The 15,435-nt window shown below is 76.1% G+C and carries 15 protein-coding genes; 6 read left to right on the top strand and 9 right to left on the bottom strand.

The features are described 5' to 3' along the window. Positions 1-166: 166 nt before the first annotated feature. Entirely contained in the window at positions 167-568 is a 402-nt protein-coding gene (locus QSK00_RS28150) for an STAS domain-containing protein (protein ID WP_285596398.1), read from the bottom strand. A gap of 285 nt (positions 569-853) precedes the next feature. Between QSK00_RS28150 and QSK00_RS28145 the strand changes: the two genes are divergently transcribed. Next, positions 854-1,156, top strand: coding sequence for a WhiB family transcriptional regulator (locus QSK00_RS28145; RefSeq protein WP_285596396.1), 303 nt, complete (start codon positions 854-856; stop codon positions 1,154-1,156). 28 nt (positions 1,157-1,184) lie between these two features. On the opposite strand, the gene QSK00_RS28140 is transcribed toward QSK00_RS28145, so the two are convergent. Beyond that, positions 1,185-1,724, bottom strand: coding sequence for a proteasome activator (locus QSK00_RS28140; RefSeq protein ID WP_285596394.1), 540 nt, complete (start codon positions 1,722-1,724; stop codon positions 1,185-1,187). A gap of 151 nt (positions 1,725-1,875) precedes the next feature. Between QSK00_RS28140 and QSK00_RS28135 the strand changes: the two genes are divergently transcribed. Further along, positions 1,876-2,640 carry an ATP-binding protein gene (locus tag QSK00_RS28135; RefSeq protein ID WP_285596392.1) on the top strand — a complete coding sequence of 255 codons (765 nt, stop codon included), beginning with the start codon at positions 1,876-1,878 and terminating at the stop codon, positions 2,638-2,640. A 16-nt stretch (positions 2,641-2,656) separates the two neighbouring features. On the opposite strand, the gene QSK00_RS28130 is transcribed toward QSK00_RS28135, so the two are convergent. Then, positions 2,657-3,706, bottom strand: coding sequence for a DNA topoisomerase IB (locus tag QSK00_RS28130; protein WP_285596390.1), 1,050 nt, complete (start codon positions 3,704-3,706; stop codon positions 2,657-2,659). Positions 3,707-3,780: 74 nt separating this feature from the next. On the opposite strand from QSK00_RS28130, the gene QSK00_RS28125 reads away from it, so the two are divergent. The 3 genes from QSK00_RS28125 to malQ all read left to right on the top strand — a co-directional run bounded on the left by QSK00_RS28125 (position 3,781) and on the right by malQ (position 8,096). Beyond that, on the top strand, positions 3,781-5,460 hold the full coding sequence (locus tag QSK00_RS28125; RefSeq protein WP_285596388.1) for a RecQ family ATP-dependent DNA helicase: 1,680 nt from the start codon (positions 3,781-3,783) through the stop codon (positions 5,458-5,460). A gap of 78 nt (positions 5,461-5,538) precedes the next feature. Continuing rightward, entirely contained in the window at positions 5,539-5,904 is a 366-nt protein-coding gene (locus QSK00_RS28120) for a hypothetical protein (RefSeq protein WP_285596386.1), read from the top strand. Positions 5,905-6,059: 155 nt separating this feature from the next. Then, entirely contained in the window at positions 6,060-8,096 is a 2,037-nt protein-coding gene (gene malQ / locus QSK00_RS28115) for a 4-alpha-glucanotransferase (RefSeq protein ID WP_285596384.1), read from the top strand. A 62-nt stretch (positions 8,097-8,158) separates the two neighbouring features. Here the strand turns inward: malQ and QSK00_RS28110 are convergent, their stop codons facing one another. Continuing rightward, positions 8,159-9,019 (bottom strand): glycosyltransferase family 2 protein, encoded by an 861-nt coding sequence (locus QSK00_RS28110; RefSeq protein WP_285596383.1) that lies wholly within the window; start codon positions 9,017-9,019, stop codon positions 8,159-8,161. Then, complete coding sequence (rfaE2, locus tag QSK00_RS28105; protein ID WP_285596381.1) at positions 9,012-10,484, bottom strand: D-glycero-beta-D-manno-heptose 1-phosphate adenylyltransferase; 1,473 nt, start codon at positions 10,482-10,484, stop codon at positions 9,012-9,014. Before rfaE2 (QSK00_RS28105) ends, QSK00_RS28110 begins: the two co-directional genes overlap by 8 nt. A 182-nt stretch (positions 10,485-10,666) precedes the next feature. Between rfaE2 (QSK00_RS28105) and QSK00_RS28100 the strand changes: the two genes are divergently transcribed. Further along, the gene (locus QSK00_RS28100; RefSeq protein ID WP_285596379.1) at positions 10,667-11,041 is read left to right on the top strand and encodes an STAS domain-containing protein; all 375 of its coding nucleotides are present in this window, start codon (positions 10,667-10,669) and stop codon (positions 11,039-11,041) included. Here QSK00_RS28100 and QSK00_RS28095 read toward each other — a convergent pair. From QSK00_RS28095 to QSK00_RS28080, 4 genes are read right to left on the bottom strand one after another with little or no spacing between them, the layout of a single operon-like run. Then, positions 11,032-11,718, bottom strand: coding sequence for an SDR family oxidoreductase (locus QSK00_RS28095; RefSeq protein ID WP_285596378.1), 687 nt, complete (start codon positions 11,716-11,718; stop codon positions 11,032-11,034). The two genes, QSK00_RS28100 and QSK00_RS28095, sit on opposite strands and share 10 nt — an antisense overlap. Continuing rightward, entirely contained in the window at positions 11,715-13,436 is a 1,722-nt protein-coding gene (gene rfaE2, locus QSK00_RS28090; protein WP_285596376.1) for a D-glycero-beta-D-manno-heptose 1-phosphate adenylyltransferase, read from the bottom strand. The genes QSK00_RS28095 and rfaE2 (QSK00_RS28090) overlap by 4 nt, the downstream gene beginning before the upstream one ends. Further along, a complete protein-coding gene (locus tag QSK00_RS28085) occupies positions 13,433-14,056 on the bottom strand; it encodes a D-sedoheptulose-7-phosphate isomerase (protein ID WP_502872091.1) in 624 nt (207 codons plus the stop codon). The genes rfaE2 (QSK00_RS28090) and QSK00_RS28085 overlap by 4 nt, the downstream gene beginning before the upstream one ends. Continuing rightward, positions 14,053-15,357, bottom strand: coding sequence for a glycosyltransferase (locus tag QSK00_RS28080; RefSeq protein WP_285596374.1), 1,305 nt, complete (start codon positions 15,355-15,357; stop codon positions 14,053-14,055). Before QSK00_RS28080 ends, QSK00_RS28085 begins: the two co-directional genes overlap by 4 nt. Positions 15,358-15,435 lie beyond the last annotated feature (78 nt).

Here is a 15,435-nt window from a genome sequence, read left to right as displayed (position 1 = left end):
CCGTTCGCGGTTCGGGGGACGTCTCGCGACGTCCGGGGAAGTGGGCGACGGGGCCCGCCCCGCCGCGTCACCGTATCGGCGCACACGCCGCTGGTCACCATCGGTTCGCGCGGCGTGTCCTCGCACGACGCGCACCGACGACCGACCGGCGTGATGCGGTCCGCGGTCAGGCCGCGAGGGCGTCCTCGACGGTGGTGTGGATCTCGAACAGATCCGTCAGCCCGGTGGCCTGCAGCGGACGGCTCACGGGGCGGCTGTCGGCCACCAGCCGGAGCGCGACCCCACGGTTGCGCGACTCGTCGAGGGCCTCGACCAGCAGCGCCAGCCCGCTGGACCCCAGGAACTCCACGGCGAGCATGTCGAGTACCAGCACCGACAGCCCGGCGGCGAGCTCCTCGGTCACCTTGGCCCGCAGCGCCGGCGTGGTGAGCATGTCGATCTCGCCGGTGAGGCGGATGACCGACGTCTCACCCGAGCGCTGGACGTCGACTCCCATCGGCTCCTCGGTGGAGTACTCCTCCTCGGTGGCCACGGCCTCCCGCCCCCCGTTCCCTGCGCTGTCAGTCATGCACCGACTCCTCGAAACTGCTCTGGCGGTCCGTGCCGTCCTGGACCACGGACTCCTCAGGTGGCCGCACGATACCCACCGGTGCGGACACTACCCGCGACGCAGGGTCGCAGTTCGGTCGCACGGTGCCCACCGGACGCACGACACGACCAGGGGGGAACCGCGTCCGACCGGGTGAGGCGATCTGGTTTGTGATCGACGGTGGACGGTTATACCGGCCACGATCCCGTCGGGCCGGTCACCACGTGACCACCGACGCCCGTTCGGACAGGCCTGGAGGTTCCCGTGGCTGATGTGCGTCTGCTGCCCGGCCCGATCATCGACGAATGGGACTGGCAGCTGCACGGGTCCTGCCGCGGCATGGACTCCAGCTTCTTCTTCCACCCGGACGGCGAGCGTGGTCCGCGGCGCGAGCAGCGCGCCAGCCAGGCCAAGAAGGTCTGCATGAGCTGCCCCGTGCTCGAGCCCTGCCGTCGCCACGCCCTGGCGACCAAGGAGCCCTACGGCGTCTGGGGCGGCCTGACCGAGGACGAGCGCCGCTCGGCACTGCGTCGTCCGCGCGCCGGCGAGGTCGTCCTCGAGGGCTGAGCCCCCGCCGGGCGACCACGGCGGGTGGTCACAGGTACTGCCCGCCGAACTGCCCGCCCTCGGCGGGACCGGCCCCTCCCGGCAGGGCGGCGCCGGACCGACCCGGTCGCCCCGAACGCATCTGCTCGAGCTGTCCGCGGGCAGACATCTGCTGGGCCAGCACGGCGCTCTGGATGCCGTGGAAGAGCCCCTCGAGCCACCCGAGCAGCTGGGCCTGCGCGATCCGCAGCTCGGCCTGGGACGGCACCTCGTCGGTGCCCAGCGGCAGCGAGATCCGCGCCAGCTCCTCCCGCAGCTCCGGCGCCAGACCCTGCCCGAGCTCGCTGATCGACCGGGCGTGGATGTCGGCGAGCCGGGCCCGGCCGGCCTCGTCCAGCGGCGCCGAGCGCACCTCCTCGATGAGCTTGCCCACCATCCCGGCCACCCGCATGACCGCGCCGGGTGACTCCACCAGCTCCGCGGTGCCCGCGCCGTCGCCCGCTCCGCTGGCGGCCGCGGCGGCCAGGGCGGACGGGTTGCCGGAACGGTCCTCGGCGCCCTCGGCGCCCTCGGCGGCGTCGCTGCTCATGGCGTCCATCATGGCCCGGCCGCGCTCCCGCCGCGCTGCGACCACCCGTCCCGGCCGCCCGTTCCGGGACCGCCCGACCGGATCGGACATCGTCGCCGACGGTGGCGCTTGCGCCGCGCCGGGCGGGGGTATCACGGCCGCGAGGTGAATCGTGCAGCAGCTCGCGTGGCAGACCCGCGCCGTCCCGTCGTCGGGCGGCGCGGTCGTCGCGACGGTCCGGGGCGACCTGGACCGGGGCGACCGTGAGCAGTTCGTGGCGCACCTGGCCGATCTGCTCGTCCGCCACCAGCGGGTCGTCCTCGAGACGGCGGAGCTCCGGCCCCGGCACGCGTCCGTGGTGCACGTCTTCACGGAGGCACTCGCCCGCACCGGTGGGTGGCCCTCCGCCTGCCTGGCGATCGTCGCGCCCGATCCCTCGCTCGCGGCCCTGCTGACCGGCTCCGGGACCACGCACCGCGTCCCCGTCTTCGACGACGTCGCGGAGGCGCTCGCCCACCTCGACGACCGGCCGGAGCTGCTGCGCGACTGGTGGCGCTTCACCGTCGACCCGCACGCCCCCGGCCGCGCCCGGCAGAACGTGCGCGAGACCTGCACCCGGTGGGGCGTGTCCGACTCGGTCCGCGAGGCCGCCGAGATCGTCGTGACGGAGCTGGTCACCAACTCCGTGGAGCACGCCACCAGCGCCTCCGTCGTGGAGATCGAGAGCCGGGCCGCCACGCTGCGCGTGACCGTCCGGGACTACGGGGTCGGGTACCGCATCCCGGCCGCCGACACCTGGACCGCACCGCCGACCTCCTCCCCGCGGGGCCGCGGCCTCGCGATGGTGGCGGCCGTGTCCCGGGAGTGGGGCCTGCGGCGCCACCCCGACGGCGTGACCATCTGGTCGGAGATGACCCCGGAGTCGGTCGGCGCCTGACGCCGAGGCGGACGGGTCAGCCGCGGTCGGTGACCAGCTCGAGGACCGCGGCCTCCACCTGCTCCCGCATCGCGAGATCGGTCGGGTCGGCCTCGCGGATCGCGTCGAGCACGGTGCGGCCGGCCTCGAAGTGCTCGACGAGCACGGGGTCGACGTAGGAACGCCGGCAGACCGCCGGGGTGTTGCCGAGCTGCCCGGCGACGGTCTTCATGGTGTGGGTGACGGCGGCCTTGCGCTTGCGCTCGGCGCCGGGGGGCGCGCCGTCCGGCCCGACCTGGGTGGCCAGCGCGACGGCGGCGACCACCCCGGCGTTCCAGGTGCGCAGGTCCTTCGCGGTGAACTCGTCGCCGACCAGCTCGTGCACGGCGTCGTTGACGTCGTCGGCGGTCACGTCGTGCCACACCCGCTTGCGCTGCCGGGTCGCCGACCACGCGAGCAGGTCGTCCCCTCCCCCGCGCCGGCGCTTGAGGGAGGTGACCAGGCGGTGGGTGGCGGGGTCGGCGATCGTCAGCGTGCGCGGCACGCCGGCCTTCGCGACGTAGCGGAACTGCACCGACCCGTCCTGGCGGGCGCTGGCGTGTTCGCGGCGCAGCGTGGCCAGCCCGAAGGAGGCCTCGGAGTACTTGTCGCCCTCGGCGTACTCCTCGCCGCCGACCCGGAAGACCCCGAGGTCGAGCAGCCACACGGCCCCGGCCAGCACACGGTCGCGGCCGAGCCCGTCGGCCTCGAGGCGCTCCTGGAGCTGTGTGCGGACCTCGGGCATCTGCGCCCCCAGCCGGGCGACCCGCTCGAACTTCTCGCGGGACTGCTGCTCGGTCCACTCCGCGTGGTAGCGGTACTGGCGCCGGCCGGCGGCGTCGGTCCCGACGGCCTGGATGTGCCCGTCCGCGCGCGAGCAGATCCACACGTCACGCCAGGCGGGCGGGATGACCAGTGCGGTGATGCGGTCCAGCGTCTCCGCGTCGGTCACCGCCTCGGCCGAGGACAGGTCGAAGTAGCTGAAGCCCTTCCCCCGGCGGCGGCGACCGAGTCCGGGCCCGTGGGGGTCGACCCTCGTCAGCGTCACCGGCCCGGCGTACCCGCTGGTAAGGCCCCTGCAACCGGTGTTTCGAGGGACGGATCGGTGCCCACCCCCGCGCCGTGACCGCAGCTGCGCCGGCCGACGACCCGCGGATCGAGGGCCCCTGCGGCCCCCTCCCGCCCGAGGCGGCCCACCTCGACGAGGCCGTGGCACGGTTCCTCGGTGCGGGCGCCGAGCTCGGCGACGGACAGCGCGACGCGATCCTCGCCGCGCTGACGACCGACACGCTCGCCGTGCTCCCCCCGGCCGCGGGCAAGACCGCGATCTACGCCATCACCGGCGACCTGCTCGGCGGACGCACGATCGTCGTGTCGCCGACCCTGTCGCTGCACCGCGACCAGGTCGCCCACCTGACCGACGCCGGTGTCGCCGCGGGTGCCCTCAACTCCGAGGACGGACGCGGTGCGCTCGCCGCCTTCGTCGCGGGCGAGATGTCCGTCCTCGTGACCTCGCCCGAGCAACTGGCGCGGCCCGACGTCCTGCGAGAGCTCGCGGGCGCGGCCCCGACCCTGCTCGCGGTCGACGAGGCGCACTGCGTGAGCGACTGGGGACCGGACTTCCGGCCCGACTACCTCGCCCTCGCGCCGGCCGCGCGGGCGCTCGGCTCGCCCCGCATCCTCGCGCTCACCGCCACCGCCTCGGTGCCGGCCCGCGAGGAGATCCTCGACCTCCTCGGGATCCCGGACGCCTGCGTCGTCGTCCGCGACGTCGACCGGCCGCAGACGCATCTCGCCGTGCACCTGGTGCACGACGAGGAGGCCAAGTGGCGGCAGGTGGTCGACGCGGTGCTCGCCGCCTCCGGCCCGGGCATCGTCTACGTCACCACCCGTGGCCACACCACGCTGCTCGCCGACCGGCTGAAGGACGCGGGCGTCACGGCCGGCGCCTACCACGGCGGGCTGCGCAAGCGGGAACGTCAGGCCGTGCAGGACGCCTTCATGGCCGACGACCTCTCCGTCGTCGTCGCCACCAGCGCCTTCGGCATGGGCATCGACAAGCCGGGGGTCCGCTGGATCGTCCACGGCGACGTCCCGACCTCCATCGACGCCTACCACCAGGAGATCGGCCGGGCCGCGCGCGACGGCGGCTCCGCGCACGCGGTGATGTTCCACCGCCCGCAGGACCTCGCCCGGCCGAAGCTCTTCGCCTCCGGCCGCGACGCCCGCGCGGCGGCCCTCGCCACGGTCGTCGAGGCGATCCGCCTGCACGACGACGGGGTCGCGCAGGCCGAGCTGGCCGACGCGGCCGGGCTGTCCAAGGCCGCGCTGTCGCGAGCGATCCCGGCGCTGGTGGTCGGCGGGAGCGTCGTGCAGGCCCCGGGCCGACGACTGCTCGCGGGGATCAACGAGGCGCCCGCCATCGAGGTGGCCCGGGCCGCCGCCGAACTCGTGACCCGCAGCCGGGAGCGGCAGCGCTCGAAGGTCGAGCTGGTGCGGCGCTACGCGGAGGGGACGGGGTGTCGGCGGCGCACGCTCCTCGAGGTGCTCGGCGAGGCCCGGGACGCGGCGTGCGGCAACTGCGACCACTGTGACGCCGGCGACGTCGGCGATCCCGGCGGGCGGTCCGGCGCGTCCCACGGTGAGCCCACCCCCGGAGAGGCCGTCCGCCACGACGAGTGGGGGCGCGGGGTCGTGCAGACCGTCGCGGACGACAGCGTCGTCGTCCTCTTCGACGATGCCGGTTATCGCACCCTGTCGATCCCGGTGCTCCGGGAGCGTGGCCTGTTGACCTCCGTGTGACGGCCGAAGCGTTTGCCTGTCACACAGGGTGCCGATCCTGCTAGCGATGACGTTCCTGCCGTCGAACGGAAGGTGACCGTGCTCCTCGATCCCATCTCCACCCGGCCCGCCGCCGATGACTCCAGCCTCCCCGCTGTCGTCCCCGATGTCCCCGACACCGCCGTCCTCCCCCGGGTCCTCCCCGGTGACCTCGGCTCCCTCGCGACCCGCGCCCGGCGCGACCGCGGGTCGGCCCTGGCCCTCGTCCACCTCCTCCTCGAGCGCGGCTGGTCCGCGACCGAGGCCGGAACCGCACTCGACGGGACGGTCCCCCTGACCCGGTCCCAGATCGAGGCCCTCGCCACCGTGCGCCGGCCGCGGACCTCCGCCTCCGACGTGGCCGACCGCCTGGTCGCCAACCGTCGGCCGCTCACCGCCCGCGTGCCGCACCCGCGGACGAGCTGAGCCCTCCCCACGCCAGGAAAGCGTCGTTGCCGTCACCGGGTGACGGCAACGACGCTTTCCTGTCACGGGGCCGGAGACCTCCGGTTCGGCGGGTCCTCACGCCTGCCAGCGGGTAGGACTGGGAGCCTCGTCGTCCCACCCCCGAGAGGAGCCCGGTGCCCGGCGTCAGCGCTGAACTCGCCGACCTCGCCGCCGCGTACGGCGTCGCCACCCGCTACCGCGACGCGGGCGACCGCGACGTGGACGTCGACGCCGGGGTGGTGATCGACGTCCTCGCCGCGCTCGACGTGGACGCCTCCACCGACGAGGCGGTCCGCGACGCGCTCGCGAACCGGCGGCAGGGCGCCCTGCCGCCCACGCTCGTCGTCGGGGCGCCCGTCGAACTCCCCGAGCCGGGCGAGCTGACCCTCGAGGACGGGACGACGAGCCGGGTGTCGACGCTCGCCGACCTCCCCGTGGGCTACCACCGCGTGGTCTGCGGGCACGAGGAGGCCACGGTGCTGGCACCACCGCCGCGCCTCGCCGAGGTGCCCCGCACGTGGGGCTGGATGGTGCAGCTCTACTCCCTCCACTCGCCCGGCTCCTGGGGCTGCGGGGACCTCGTCGACCTGCGCGACCTGCTGACCGCGGCCGCCGGGCAGGGCGCGGGCGCGGTGCTCTGCAACCCACTGCACGCGCTGCGGCTCGAGCCGACCGTCGAGGCGTCGCCGTACTCGCCGTCGTCACGGCGCTACCTGCACCCGGTGTCGTTGCGGGTCAGCGCCACGCCCGCCTACCGGGCGGCGCCCGCGCACGTGCGGCACGCGGTGGACCGGCTGGCGCCGGACTCGGACGTCCTGCGCGAGTCGGACCCGACCGACCTCATCGACTACGACGCCGTCTGGTCCGCGAAGCGCGCAGCGCTCTCCCTGCTGCGGCCGTTCGCGGTGTCGGTCGGCGCGACGCCGGGCCTGGAGCACGATCTGCCGCCGGTGCCGGGCGCGTCCGTGGGGGACGCGGACGACCCCGACGCTGCCCTCGCCGCCGAGCACCGCGCCGTCGTCGCCGCGCTCCCGGCCGCCCTGCGCGACGTCGCCACCTGGTACGCGCTCGCCGAGCGGTACGGCCCGGAGTGGCGCACCTGGCCCGAGGGCGTCCGCTCCCCCGACGGCCCGGGCATCGAGGCGGCCCGCGCGGAGCTGGCCGACCGCATCTCCTTCCACGGCTGGTGCCAGTACCTGCTGGACCACCAGCTCGCCGAGGCGCACGCGGCGACGTTCGGGATGCCGGTGGGGCTCATCGCCGACCTCGCCGTCGGCTGCGCGCCCGACGGCGCCGACGCGTGGGCGCTGCAGGACGCCCTGGCACCCGGCGTCCACGTGGGCGCCCCGCCGGACGACTTCAACCAGCGCGGCCAGGACTGGTCGCTGCCCCCGTGGCGCCCCGACCGGCTCGCGGAGGCGGGGTACGGCCCGCTGCGGGACATGCTCGGCGCCGTGCTGCGCCACGCCGACGGCGTCCGGATCGACCACGTCGCCGGGCTCTGGCGGCTCTGGTGGATCCCGCCGGGCCGCCCCGCCACCGAGGGCACCTACGTCCACTACGACGCCGAGGCGATGCTCGCGGTCCTCGCGATCGAGGCCTCCCGCGCCGGCGCCGTCGTCGTCGGGGAGGACCTGGGGACGGTCGAGCCGGAGGTCACCGAGGGGCTGGCCGAGAACGGCATGCTCGGCTGCGCGGTGCTGTGGTTCCAGCGCGACGCCGACGGTGACCTGCTCCCGCCGTCGCAGTGGGAGGAGATGACGCTCGGGACGATCTCCACCCACGACCTGCCGACCGCCGTCGGGTTCCTGCGCGACGAGCACGTGCGCATCCGCGACGAGGCCGGGCTGCTGACCGACGTCGACGCGGCCCGGGAGCAGGCCGCCCGGGAGCGCGAGGAGCTGATCGCGCTGCTCGTCTCGCAGGGCGTGCTCGGCGACGACCGCTCGGAGGGCGCGATCGTCGCCGCGATGCACCGGCTGCTCGCGGGCGCCGGGTCGCGGATCGTGCTGGCGTCGTTCACCGACGTGCTCGACGAGGTGCGCCAGCCGAACCTGCCCGGCACCACCGACGCCTACCCGAACTGGCGGATCCCGCTGCCCCTGGAACTCGACGAGCTGCTGCGCGACCCGCGGGTGCAGACGACGGTGGAGGCGCTGCGGGGGCGGTAGTCCCCCCGTGGCAGGAAAGCGTCGTTGCTGTCACCGGGTGACAGCAACGACGTCCTGCCACGTCAGAGGGGGAGGAGATCCACCGCCGACGAGCCCCGGTCGGGCAGGGTCGTCGCGGACTCCTGGTGATACGCCCCGCTGGGCAGGATGCCCGCCGCGCCGGAGCGGGCCATGACCCGCTGCTGCGCCAGCACGTCCTCGCCGTGCGCGTCCTCGGGGACCTCGCGCCAGAAGTCGAAGCCACCGGCGTCGAGCAGCGCGGCCCGGTCGAACAGGACGCAGCCCGCTGCCCACGCGATGCGGTACGCCGACCACGACGACGGGTCGGGCACGGCCGCGCCGGGCGCGTCCAGGCCCTCGGCGAACGCCAGGTGCATCCCGTTCGCCGCGTTGCCGAGCCGCCAGCGCTGCCACGCGGCCGACTCCTTCTCGATCCGCTCGGGGCCGGGCTCCCACCGCTCGTAGGTGACGCGCTCGTGCGGGCGGTCGTCGTCGAGGTGGGAGAGCCCCTGCATCGCGGCGGCCACCATCCCGCACCCCAACGTCTGCAGGGCGGTGTGCAGCCGGGCGAGCACGCCCGGCTCGAGCCACACGTCGTCGTCGAGGAACAGCACGGCGGGCGCCGTGGACCGCGACAGCAGGAACGCCCGCTGCTCGGTGATCCCCCGCCGGGGCAGGTGCCGCAGCAGCTCCACCTCGACGCCCCGGAACCGCAGCGCCCGGACCAGGGTCGCCGCGGCCGGCGTGTCGAACGACGGCTCGTCGTCGGACTGGTCGGAGACGACCAGCCGGAACGAGGGACCGGACTGGGCGGCCAGCCCGGCCAACGTCGTCGCGAACTCGACCGGGCGGTCCCTGGTCGGGATCAGGACGTCCAGCTCCGGAGACGGAGCGGAGGGGAGCTCGCTCGTCGGGTCAGCCACGGGACCGGATCCGTTCCACGATGAGCGACGTCGACCGGTCCGGCAGGTAGTCCAGGATCGCGACGTGGCCGCCGTAGGCGGTGACCGTCGGGGTCTCCGGCAGCATGTCCGGCGTGTAGTCGCCGCCCTTGGCGTACACGTCCGGGCGCAGTGCCTCCAGCAGCTCGACCGGCGTGTCCGCCGCGAACCCGACGACGTGGTCGACGCAGGAGAGCGCCCCGATCACGGCCGCGCGGTCGGCGAGCGGGTTCAGCGGACGTTCCGGACCCTTGAGCCGGGCCACGCTCTCGTCGGCGTTGAGCGCGACGACGAGGACGTCGCCGAGCCGCTTCGCCTGGTTGAGGTAGGCCACGTGGCCGCGGTGCACCACGTCGAAGCAGCCGTTGGTGAACACGATCCGCCGACCCTCGGCCCGGTGCTCGGCGACGAACGCGGCGACCTGTTCCGGGGTCGACAGCGATCCACCGGACGCCCCGACGCGTGCGACGAGGTCCGCCGTCGAGCACACGGCGGTGCGGGCCCGCCCGACGACGACGTCGGCCGCGGCCTGGGCGAGCTCCACCGCGGTCGGCGCGGGTGTCCCGGCGGCGAGCGCGAGCGTGAGGGCCGCGGTGAAGGAGTCGCCCGCGCCGCACGCCCGGCTCTCCGGCGCGGGCCGCGCCCACGTCCGGTGGGCGGGGAGGTCGTCGGCGAGCAGCACGGCCCCGTCGCGGTCGAGGGTCGCCACGACGGCGGCCGCTCCGGACCGCCGTCGCAGCTCGCCGGCGGCGGCCTCGGCGGCCGCCGCCCGGTCCGGTCCGCGCAGGGGGCGCCCGAGCAGGGTGGCCGCCTCCCCGGCGTTCGGGGTCACGACGTCGGGTGCGGTCGGCTCCCAGCGCGCGACGGCGTGGGCGTCGACGACGAGCAGCCCGAGCCGGTCGCGGCGGGCCGCGACCGCGGCGACGGCGTCGTCGTCGAGCGCGCCCGCGGCGTAGTCGCACACCACGGTGGCGTCGGGCCGCACGGCCAGGGCCGTGTCGAGGGCGGCGGTCAGCCCGGCGACCGCGTCGGCCGGGGGCACGGTGTCGTACCGGGCGACCATCGCGTCGTCGGCGACGATCCGACGCTTCGCGGCCGTGGGCCGCCCGGGGGCGACGACCACGCCGGAGGTGTCCACCCCCGCCTCGGCGAGCAGGCGGCGCAACGTGCGCCCGTCGTCGTCGTCACCCACGACCGAGACCAGCGCGACCCGCGCGCCGAGGGCCGCGAGGTTGACCGCGGTGTTGGCGGCGCCGCCCGGAGCGCAGCGCGTGCGGTCGATCTCGACGACGGGGACGGGGGCCTCGCGGGAGAGCCGACGGCTGGGGCCGGTCATCCAGCAGTCGAGCACGGCGTCGCCCACGACGACGACGCGCGGCGCCGCCTCGGCCAGCCGACGGGGCAGGTCGGCCGCCAGTGGGGCGCGATCGAGTGGCGTCAGCGACACGGGGCCCTCCGCTCGGACAGGGTGGGGGCCTGGACGCGTGGCCGGTACCGGGAGTCCTCGCTAGGGTTCGGCCGACGCAGCCGTGGGGTCGAGCAGCCTGCCCCTGGTGACCCCCGACGAACTCCGCGAGTCCCCCGCCGGTTGCCGGCTGCCCGGAACTCGTCCGTGCCACAGGAGGCGCAGTGCACGACCCGGGCACCGTCGAGGTCGCGCTGCGTGATGCGACCGACGGCGTCGTCGTGGTCGCCATCGTCGGTGACGTGGACGCCGCCGCGACCGCGGCCGTGCGCGCCGGGGTCGACGAGGCCGCCGCCGGGGCGCGCGCCGTGGTGCTGGACCTCGAGCAGGTCGCCCTGCTGGCCTCGGCCGGCATGACGCTGCTGCTCGAGGTCACCGAGGACCTGCGCCGCCGCGGGGTCCCGCTGCTGCTCGCCTCGCGCGCCCGGACGGTGCGCCGACCGCTGCGGATCACGGGTCTGGACCGCGTGCTCGCCCTGCACGAGGACGTCGCCAGCGCGCGGGCCGCGGTGGACGATGACGGTTCGGATCACGGGTAGGACGACTCCCCGGACGCGGCCACGAGCAGCTCGCGCACCTCGCTGCCCGGCGGGCGGGTCAGCGCGAACAGCACCGCCTCCGCCGTCTGGGCCGGGTCGTTGAGCTGCGCGTCGGGGCCGGGCTTGTACTGCTCGGGGCGGTCGTCGAAGAAGTGGGTCCACATCCCGCCGGGCACGAGCAGGGTGACGCCGACCTTGCCCGCCCACTCCGCGGCGATCGCGCGGGTGAAGCCGACGACGCCGAACTTGGAGGCGCAGTAGGCGCTGGCGTCGGAGACGGCCTTGATCCCGAGGGTCGAGGACACGGTGACGACGGTGCCGTGGCGCTCCTCCAGGCTGGGCAGGGCGGCGCGGACCACGGCCGCGGTGCCGAGCAGGTTGACCGCGACGACCCGCTCCCACTCCGCCCACTCGACGTCGACGATGCGGCCGCACCGGTCGATGCCGGCGGCGGTGACGACGCCGTCGAGCCCCCCGTGCTCGTCGATCGCGCGGGTCACCGCGGACTGGGCGGCGGTCGGGTCGGCGAGGTCGACCTCGACGAAGGCGTACCCGGCGTCGGGGGCCTTGAGGTCGAGGACGACGGGGGTGCCGCCGGCCTGTGCGACGGCGTCGGCCACGGCGGCGCCGAGGCCGGACGAGCCGCCCGTGATGAGGACGGTGCCGGGGTTCGTCATGCGGGGGTTCCTCCAGGGGTCGCGGGAGACGGAGCGGAGCGGAGCTCGACCGGATCGGCGGGAGACGGAGCGGAGCGGAGCTCGACCGGATCGGCGGGAGACGGAGCGGAGCGGAGCTCGACCGGATCGGCGGGAGACGGAGCGGAGCGGAGCTCGACCGGTTCGGCGGGAGACGGGGCGGAGCGGAGCTCGACCGTCCGGTTGGCGGCGGCGAGCAGCCGGGTCGACGAGCGGCCGGCGTGGTAGGGGACGGCGACGACCTCGCCGCCCCAGGAACGGACCAGGGGCGCCTCGGGGAGGTCGTCCGCCGCGTAGTCGCCGCCCTTGACCCAGACGTCGGGTCGCAGGCGGGCGATGAGGGCCTGCGGGTCGTCCTCGTCGAACACCGCGACGGCGTCGACGCAGGCGAGGGCCGCGAGCAGTTCGGCGCGGTCCGCCTGGCCCACGATCGGGCGCTCCGGGCCCTTGAGCCGACCCACCGAGTCGTCGGAGTTGAGGCAGACGATCAGTACGTCGCCGAGCGCCCGCGCCGCCGCGAGGGTGCGCGCGTGCCCGGCGTGCAGGAGGTCGAAGCAGCCGCCGGTGGCGACGACGCGTCCTTCCCGACGGCGGGTCGCCTCGGCCAGGGCGACGGCCGCGTCGGCGTCGCCGGGCCGCACCCCGTACTGGTGAAGGGCGCCCTCGGCCCATCTATCCGACCGACGGTGCCCTTCGGTCGGATCGGGGTCGGCGGAGGTCGACGAGCGAGGGGCGCCGTCGGCCCATCTATTCGAGCGACGGGACCCTTCGGTCGGGAGGGGCGGGCGACCGACCCCGGGGTGGGACCACGTGCCCTCGGTGCGGCGGACGGCGCCCGCTCCCCCACCGGCGACGAACGCGCCGGCCGCGCCGACGGCCGCCGACACCGCCTCGTCGGGGGCGGCACCGGCGGCGAGCGCGAGGGCGGCGGCCGCGGCGAACCGGTCACCGGCACCGCACGGGTCGCCGCCGGTCACGGGGGTGGCGGGGACGACGGCGTTGCCGGCCGCCGAGCGGAGCAGCGCCCCGTGCGACCCCGCCGTCACCACGACGGCCTCGACGTCCCACCGCACGCGCAGGTCGGCGGCCGCGCGGGACGCCGCCGGGAGCCAGTCGGGGGCTCCCGCGGCCCCGGCCTCGGCCAGGTTGGGCGACACGAGCACGGCGCCGGGCACCGGGTCGGCGCCCTTGGGGTGCGGGTCCCACACGAGCGGCAGCCGCCGGGCGGTCGCGGTCAGCAGGTCGCGCAGGGCCGGGTCGGCGGTGACCCCGCGGCCGTAGTCGGCGACCAGCACCGCGCCGGCGTCGGCCAGGGCGTCGGAGACCGGGTCGAGGTCCCACGGCCCGGTACCGAGGCCACCGGTGTCGAGGCGCAGCAGCGGCCGGTCGCCGGCGAGCATGCGCGTCTTGCGCGGCACCTCGCCCGTCGTCGGGAGCCCGACGACCTCGACCGTGCCCGCGAGCAGCTCGCGGAGGCGGGCCGACCCGTCGTCGTCACCCAGGGGCGCGACCAGCCGGACCGGTCGGCCGGAGGAGAGCGCTGCGAGCAGCGCGGCGAGGGCGGCGCCCCCCGGGCGGGGCCGCTCGGCGTCGGCGTCGAGGACCGGGACGGGGGCGTCGGGGCACAGACGGGTCGCCGACCCGTCGACGTCCACGTCGAGCAGGGCGTCACCGATGACGACCAGGGGCCGCAGGCTCATGCCACCGACCTCCCCAGCGCGGAGTCGACCATCTCGCAGAGCAGGTGCACCGCGACGAGGTGCGCCTCCTGCACCGACGGCGTGACGCCGGGCAGGCAGATCGCCTCGTCGCTGGCCTGCGCCAGCGGGTTCGGGGCGGGTCCGGTGATCGACCAGACGGTGACGCCGAGCGCGCGCGCCACCTCGGCGGCCGCGAGGAGGTTCTCGCTGCGGCCGCTGGTGGAGAGCAGGATCAGCACGTCGCCGGGGCGACCGTGCGCGCGGACCTGCCGGGCGTAGATCTCGACGAAGCCGTAGTCGTTGCCGAGCGCGGTGATCGTCGAGGTGTCGGCGTGCAGGGCGAGCGCCGAGAGTGGTTCGCGTTCGCCGCGGTAGCGGCCGACGAGCTCGGCGGTGAGGTGCTGGGCCTCGGCGGCGCTGCCCCCGTTGCCGGCGGCGAGCAGTCGTCGTCCGGCCGAGAGCCGCGCGGCGAGCTCGGTGCCCCAGGCCGCGAGGACCGGGGCGTGGGACCGGATCGCCGCCAGCGTCGTCGCGAGGCCGTCGAGGTGACGGCCGACGACGAGCTGCGGGTCCGGACCGGCGCCGGTGCGTGTGGTCGGGGTGGCGGGGACGGTGCTCACGAGCGCACTCCCGTCAGGTCGGCGACGGCGGGCTCGGCAGCGGCTGCGCGCGCGGGGCCGTCGAGCACGTCGCGGTAGACGGCCACGGTCGCGGCGGCCACGCGGTCCCAGGCGTAGTGCTCCATCACCCGGGCGCGGCCGGCCCGCCCGAGGCGGGTCCGGGCCGCGGGGTCGGCGAGCAGGGAGGCGATGGCCCGGCCCGCGGCGTCGGGGTCGCCGGGCGGGACGTGCAGCCCGGTGACGCCGTCGACGACGGTGTCGGCGAGGCCGCCGACCTCCGCGGCCACCACGGGACGCCCACTGGCCATCGCCTCGAGTGGCACGAGGCCGAACGGTTCGTAGGCGGGCAGCTGGACGACGATGTCCGCGTCGCCCATCAGCTCCGGGACCGCGGCAGGTCCGACCCGGCCGACGAAACGGACGCGGTGGGCGACCCCCTCGTCGGCGGCGAGCGCCCGCAGCCGCGCGACCTCGGGGTCACCCGCCAGCTCGGTGCCCTCCGGGCCGCCGGCCACGACGAGCTCCGCGGGGCCCGGGACCCGGGCGAGGGCGCGGATCGCGGTGTCCACGCCCTTGCGGGGCACGAGCCGGGAGACGGTGAGCACGCGCGGCGGCCCGGGCCGGCGGGACCCGTCGTCCGGAACGGCGAAGCGGCGGACGTCGACGCCGCAGGGGACGACGTCGACGTTCGTGACGGGCACGCCGAGCGCCACGAGCTCGCGGACCTCGTCGGCGCAGGTGGCGACGACGCGGTCGACCTGGGCGCCGAGGTCGGACTCCAGCGCGACCCGGGACGGGGGGCTGGTGTCGGCGGCGCCCTGGTGTCGGCGCTTCACCGAGCCGAGGGCGTGGAAGGTCTGCACGACCGGGACGCCCAGGGCGCGTCCGGCGTCGAGGGCGGCGAGGCCGGACATCCAGAAGTGCGCGTGCGCGACGTCGGGCCGCCCGCCCGCTCCCCCGTCGCCGCGCTCGCCCCAGGGTGCCGACCAGCGCCGTCGGAGGACCGCCCCGAAGGCGTCCATGTGCTCGAGCAGATCGTCCTTGCCGAGCTCGACCGCCGGACCGGCGGGCACGTGGTCGACCACGACGCCGGAGGGCAGGCGGACCTGGTCCGGGGTGTGCGGATCCGTGCGCCGGGTGTGCACGACGACCTCGTGACCGACGCGGGCGAGCGCCTCGGCCAGGGCGTGCACGTGGACGTTCTGCCCGCCGGCGTCGACGCTGCCGAGCCGGCCGTGGCCGGCTCCGTCGGTGCGCACGGCGAGCGGGCTCGCGTGCTCGGAGACCATGGCGATGCGCATGGCGGTGTCCTCCTGGGGTGCGCGCGCACGCCGGACCACGCCGCCCGGTCACGGGCGGGACGCAGGGGCGCGCAGGAG

The sequence above is a fragment of the Actinomycetospora sp. NBRC 106378 genome (genome assembly GCF_030269685.1).
In the GTDB taxonomy this organism is placed as follows: Bacteria; Actinomycetota; Actinomycetes; order Mycobacteriales; family Pseudonocardiaceae; genus Actinomycetospora.
The sequence above is the reverse complement of the archived record's forward strand: the minus strand, read 5'-3'. Positions and strand labels throughout refer to the sequence as shown.

Excerpts from the sequence above, each read along its gene's own strand:
- QSK00_RS28095 (WP_285596378.1), bottom strand. The coding sequence starts at position 11,718 with ATGACGAACCCCGGCACCGTCCTCATCACGGGCGGCTCGTCCGGCCTC.
- QSK00_RS28140 (WP_285596394.1), bottom strand. The coding sequence starts at position 1,724 with ATGAGCAGCGACGCCGCCGAGGGCGCCGAGGGCGCCGAGGACCGTTCC.
- rfaE2 (WP_285596376.1), bottom strand. The coding sequence starts at position 13,436 with ATGAGCCTGCGGCCCCTGGTCGTCATCGGTGACGCCCTGCTCGACGTG.
- QSK00_RS28080 (WP_285596374.1), bottom strand. The coding sequence starts at position 15,357 with ATGCGCATCGCCATGGTCTCCGAGCACGCGAGCCCGCTCGCCGTGCGC.
- QSK00_RS28150 (WP_285596398.1), bottom strand. The coding sequence starts at position 568 with ATGACTGACAGCGCAGGGAACGGGGGGCGGGAGGCCGTGGCCACCGAG.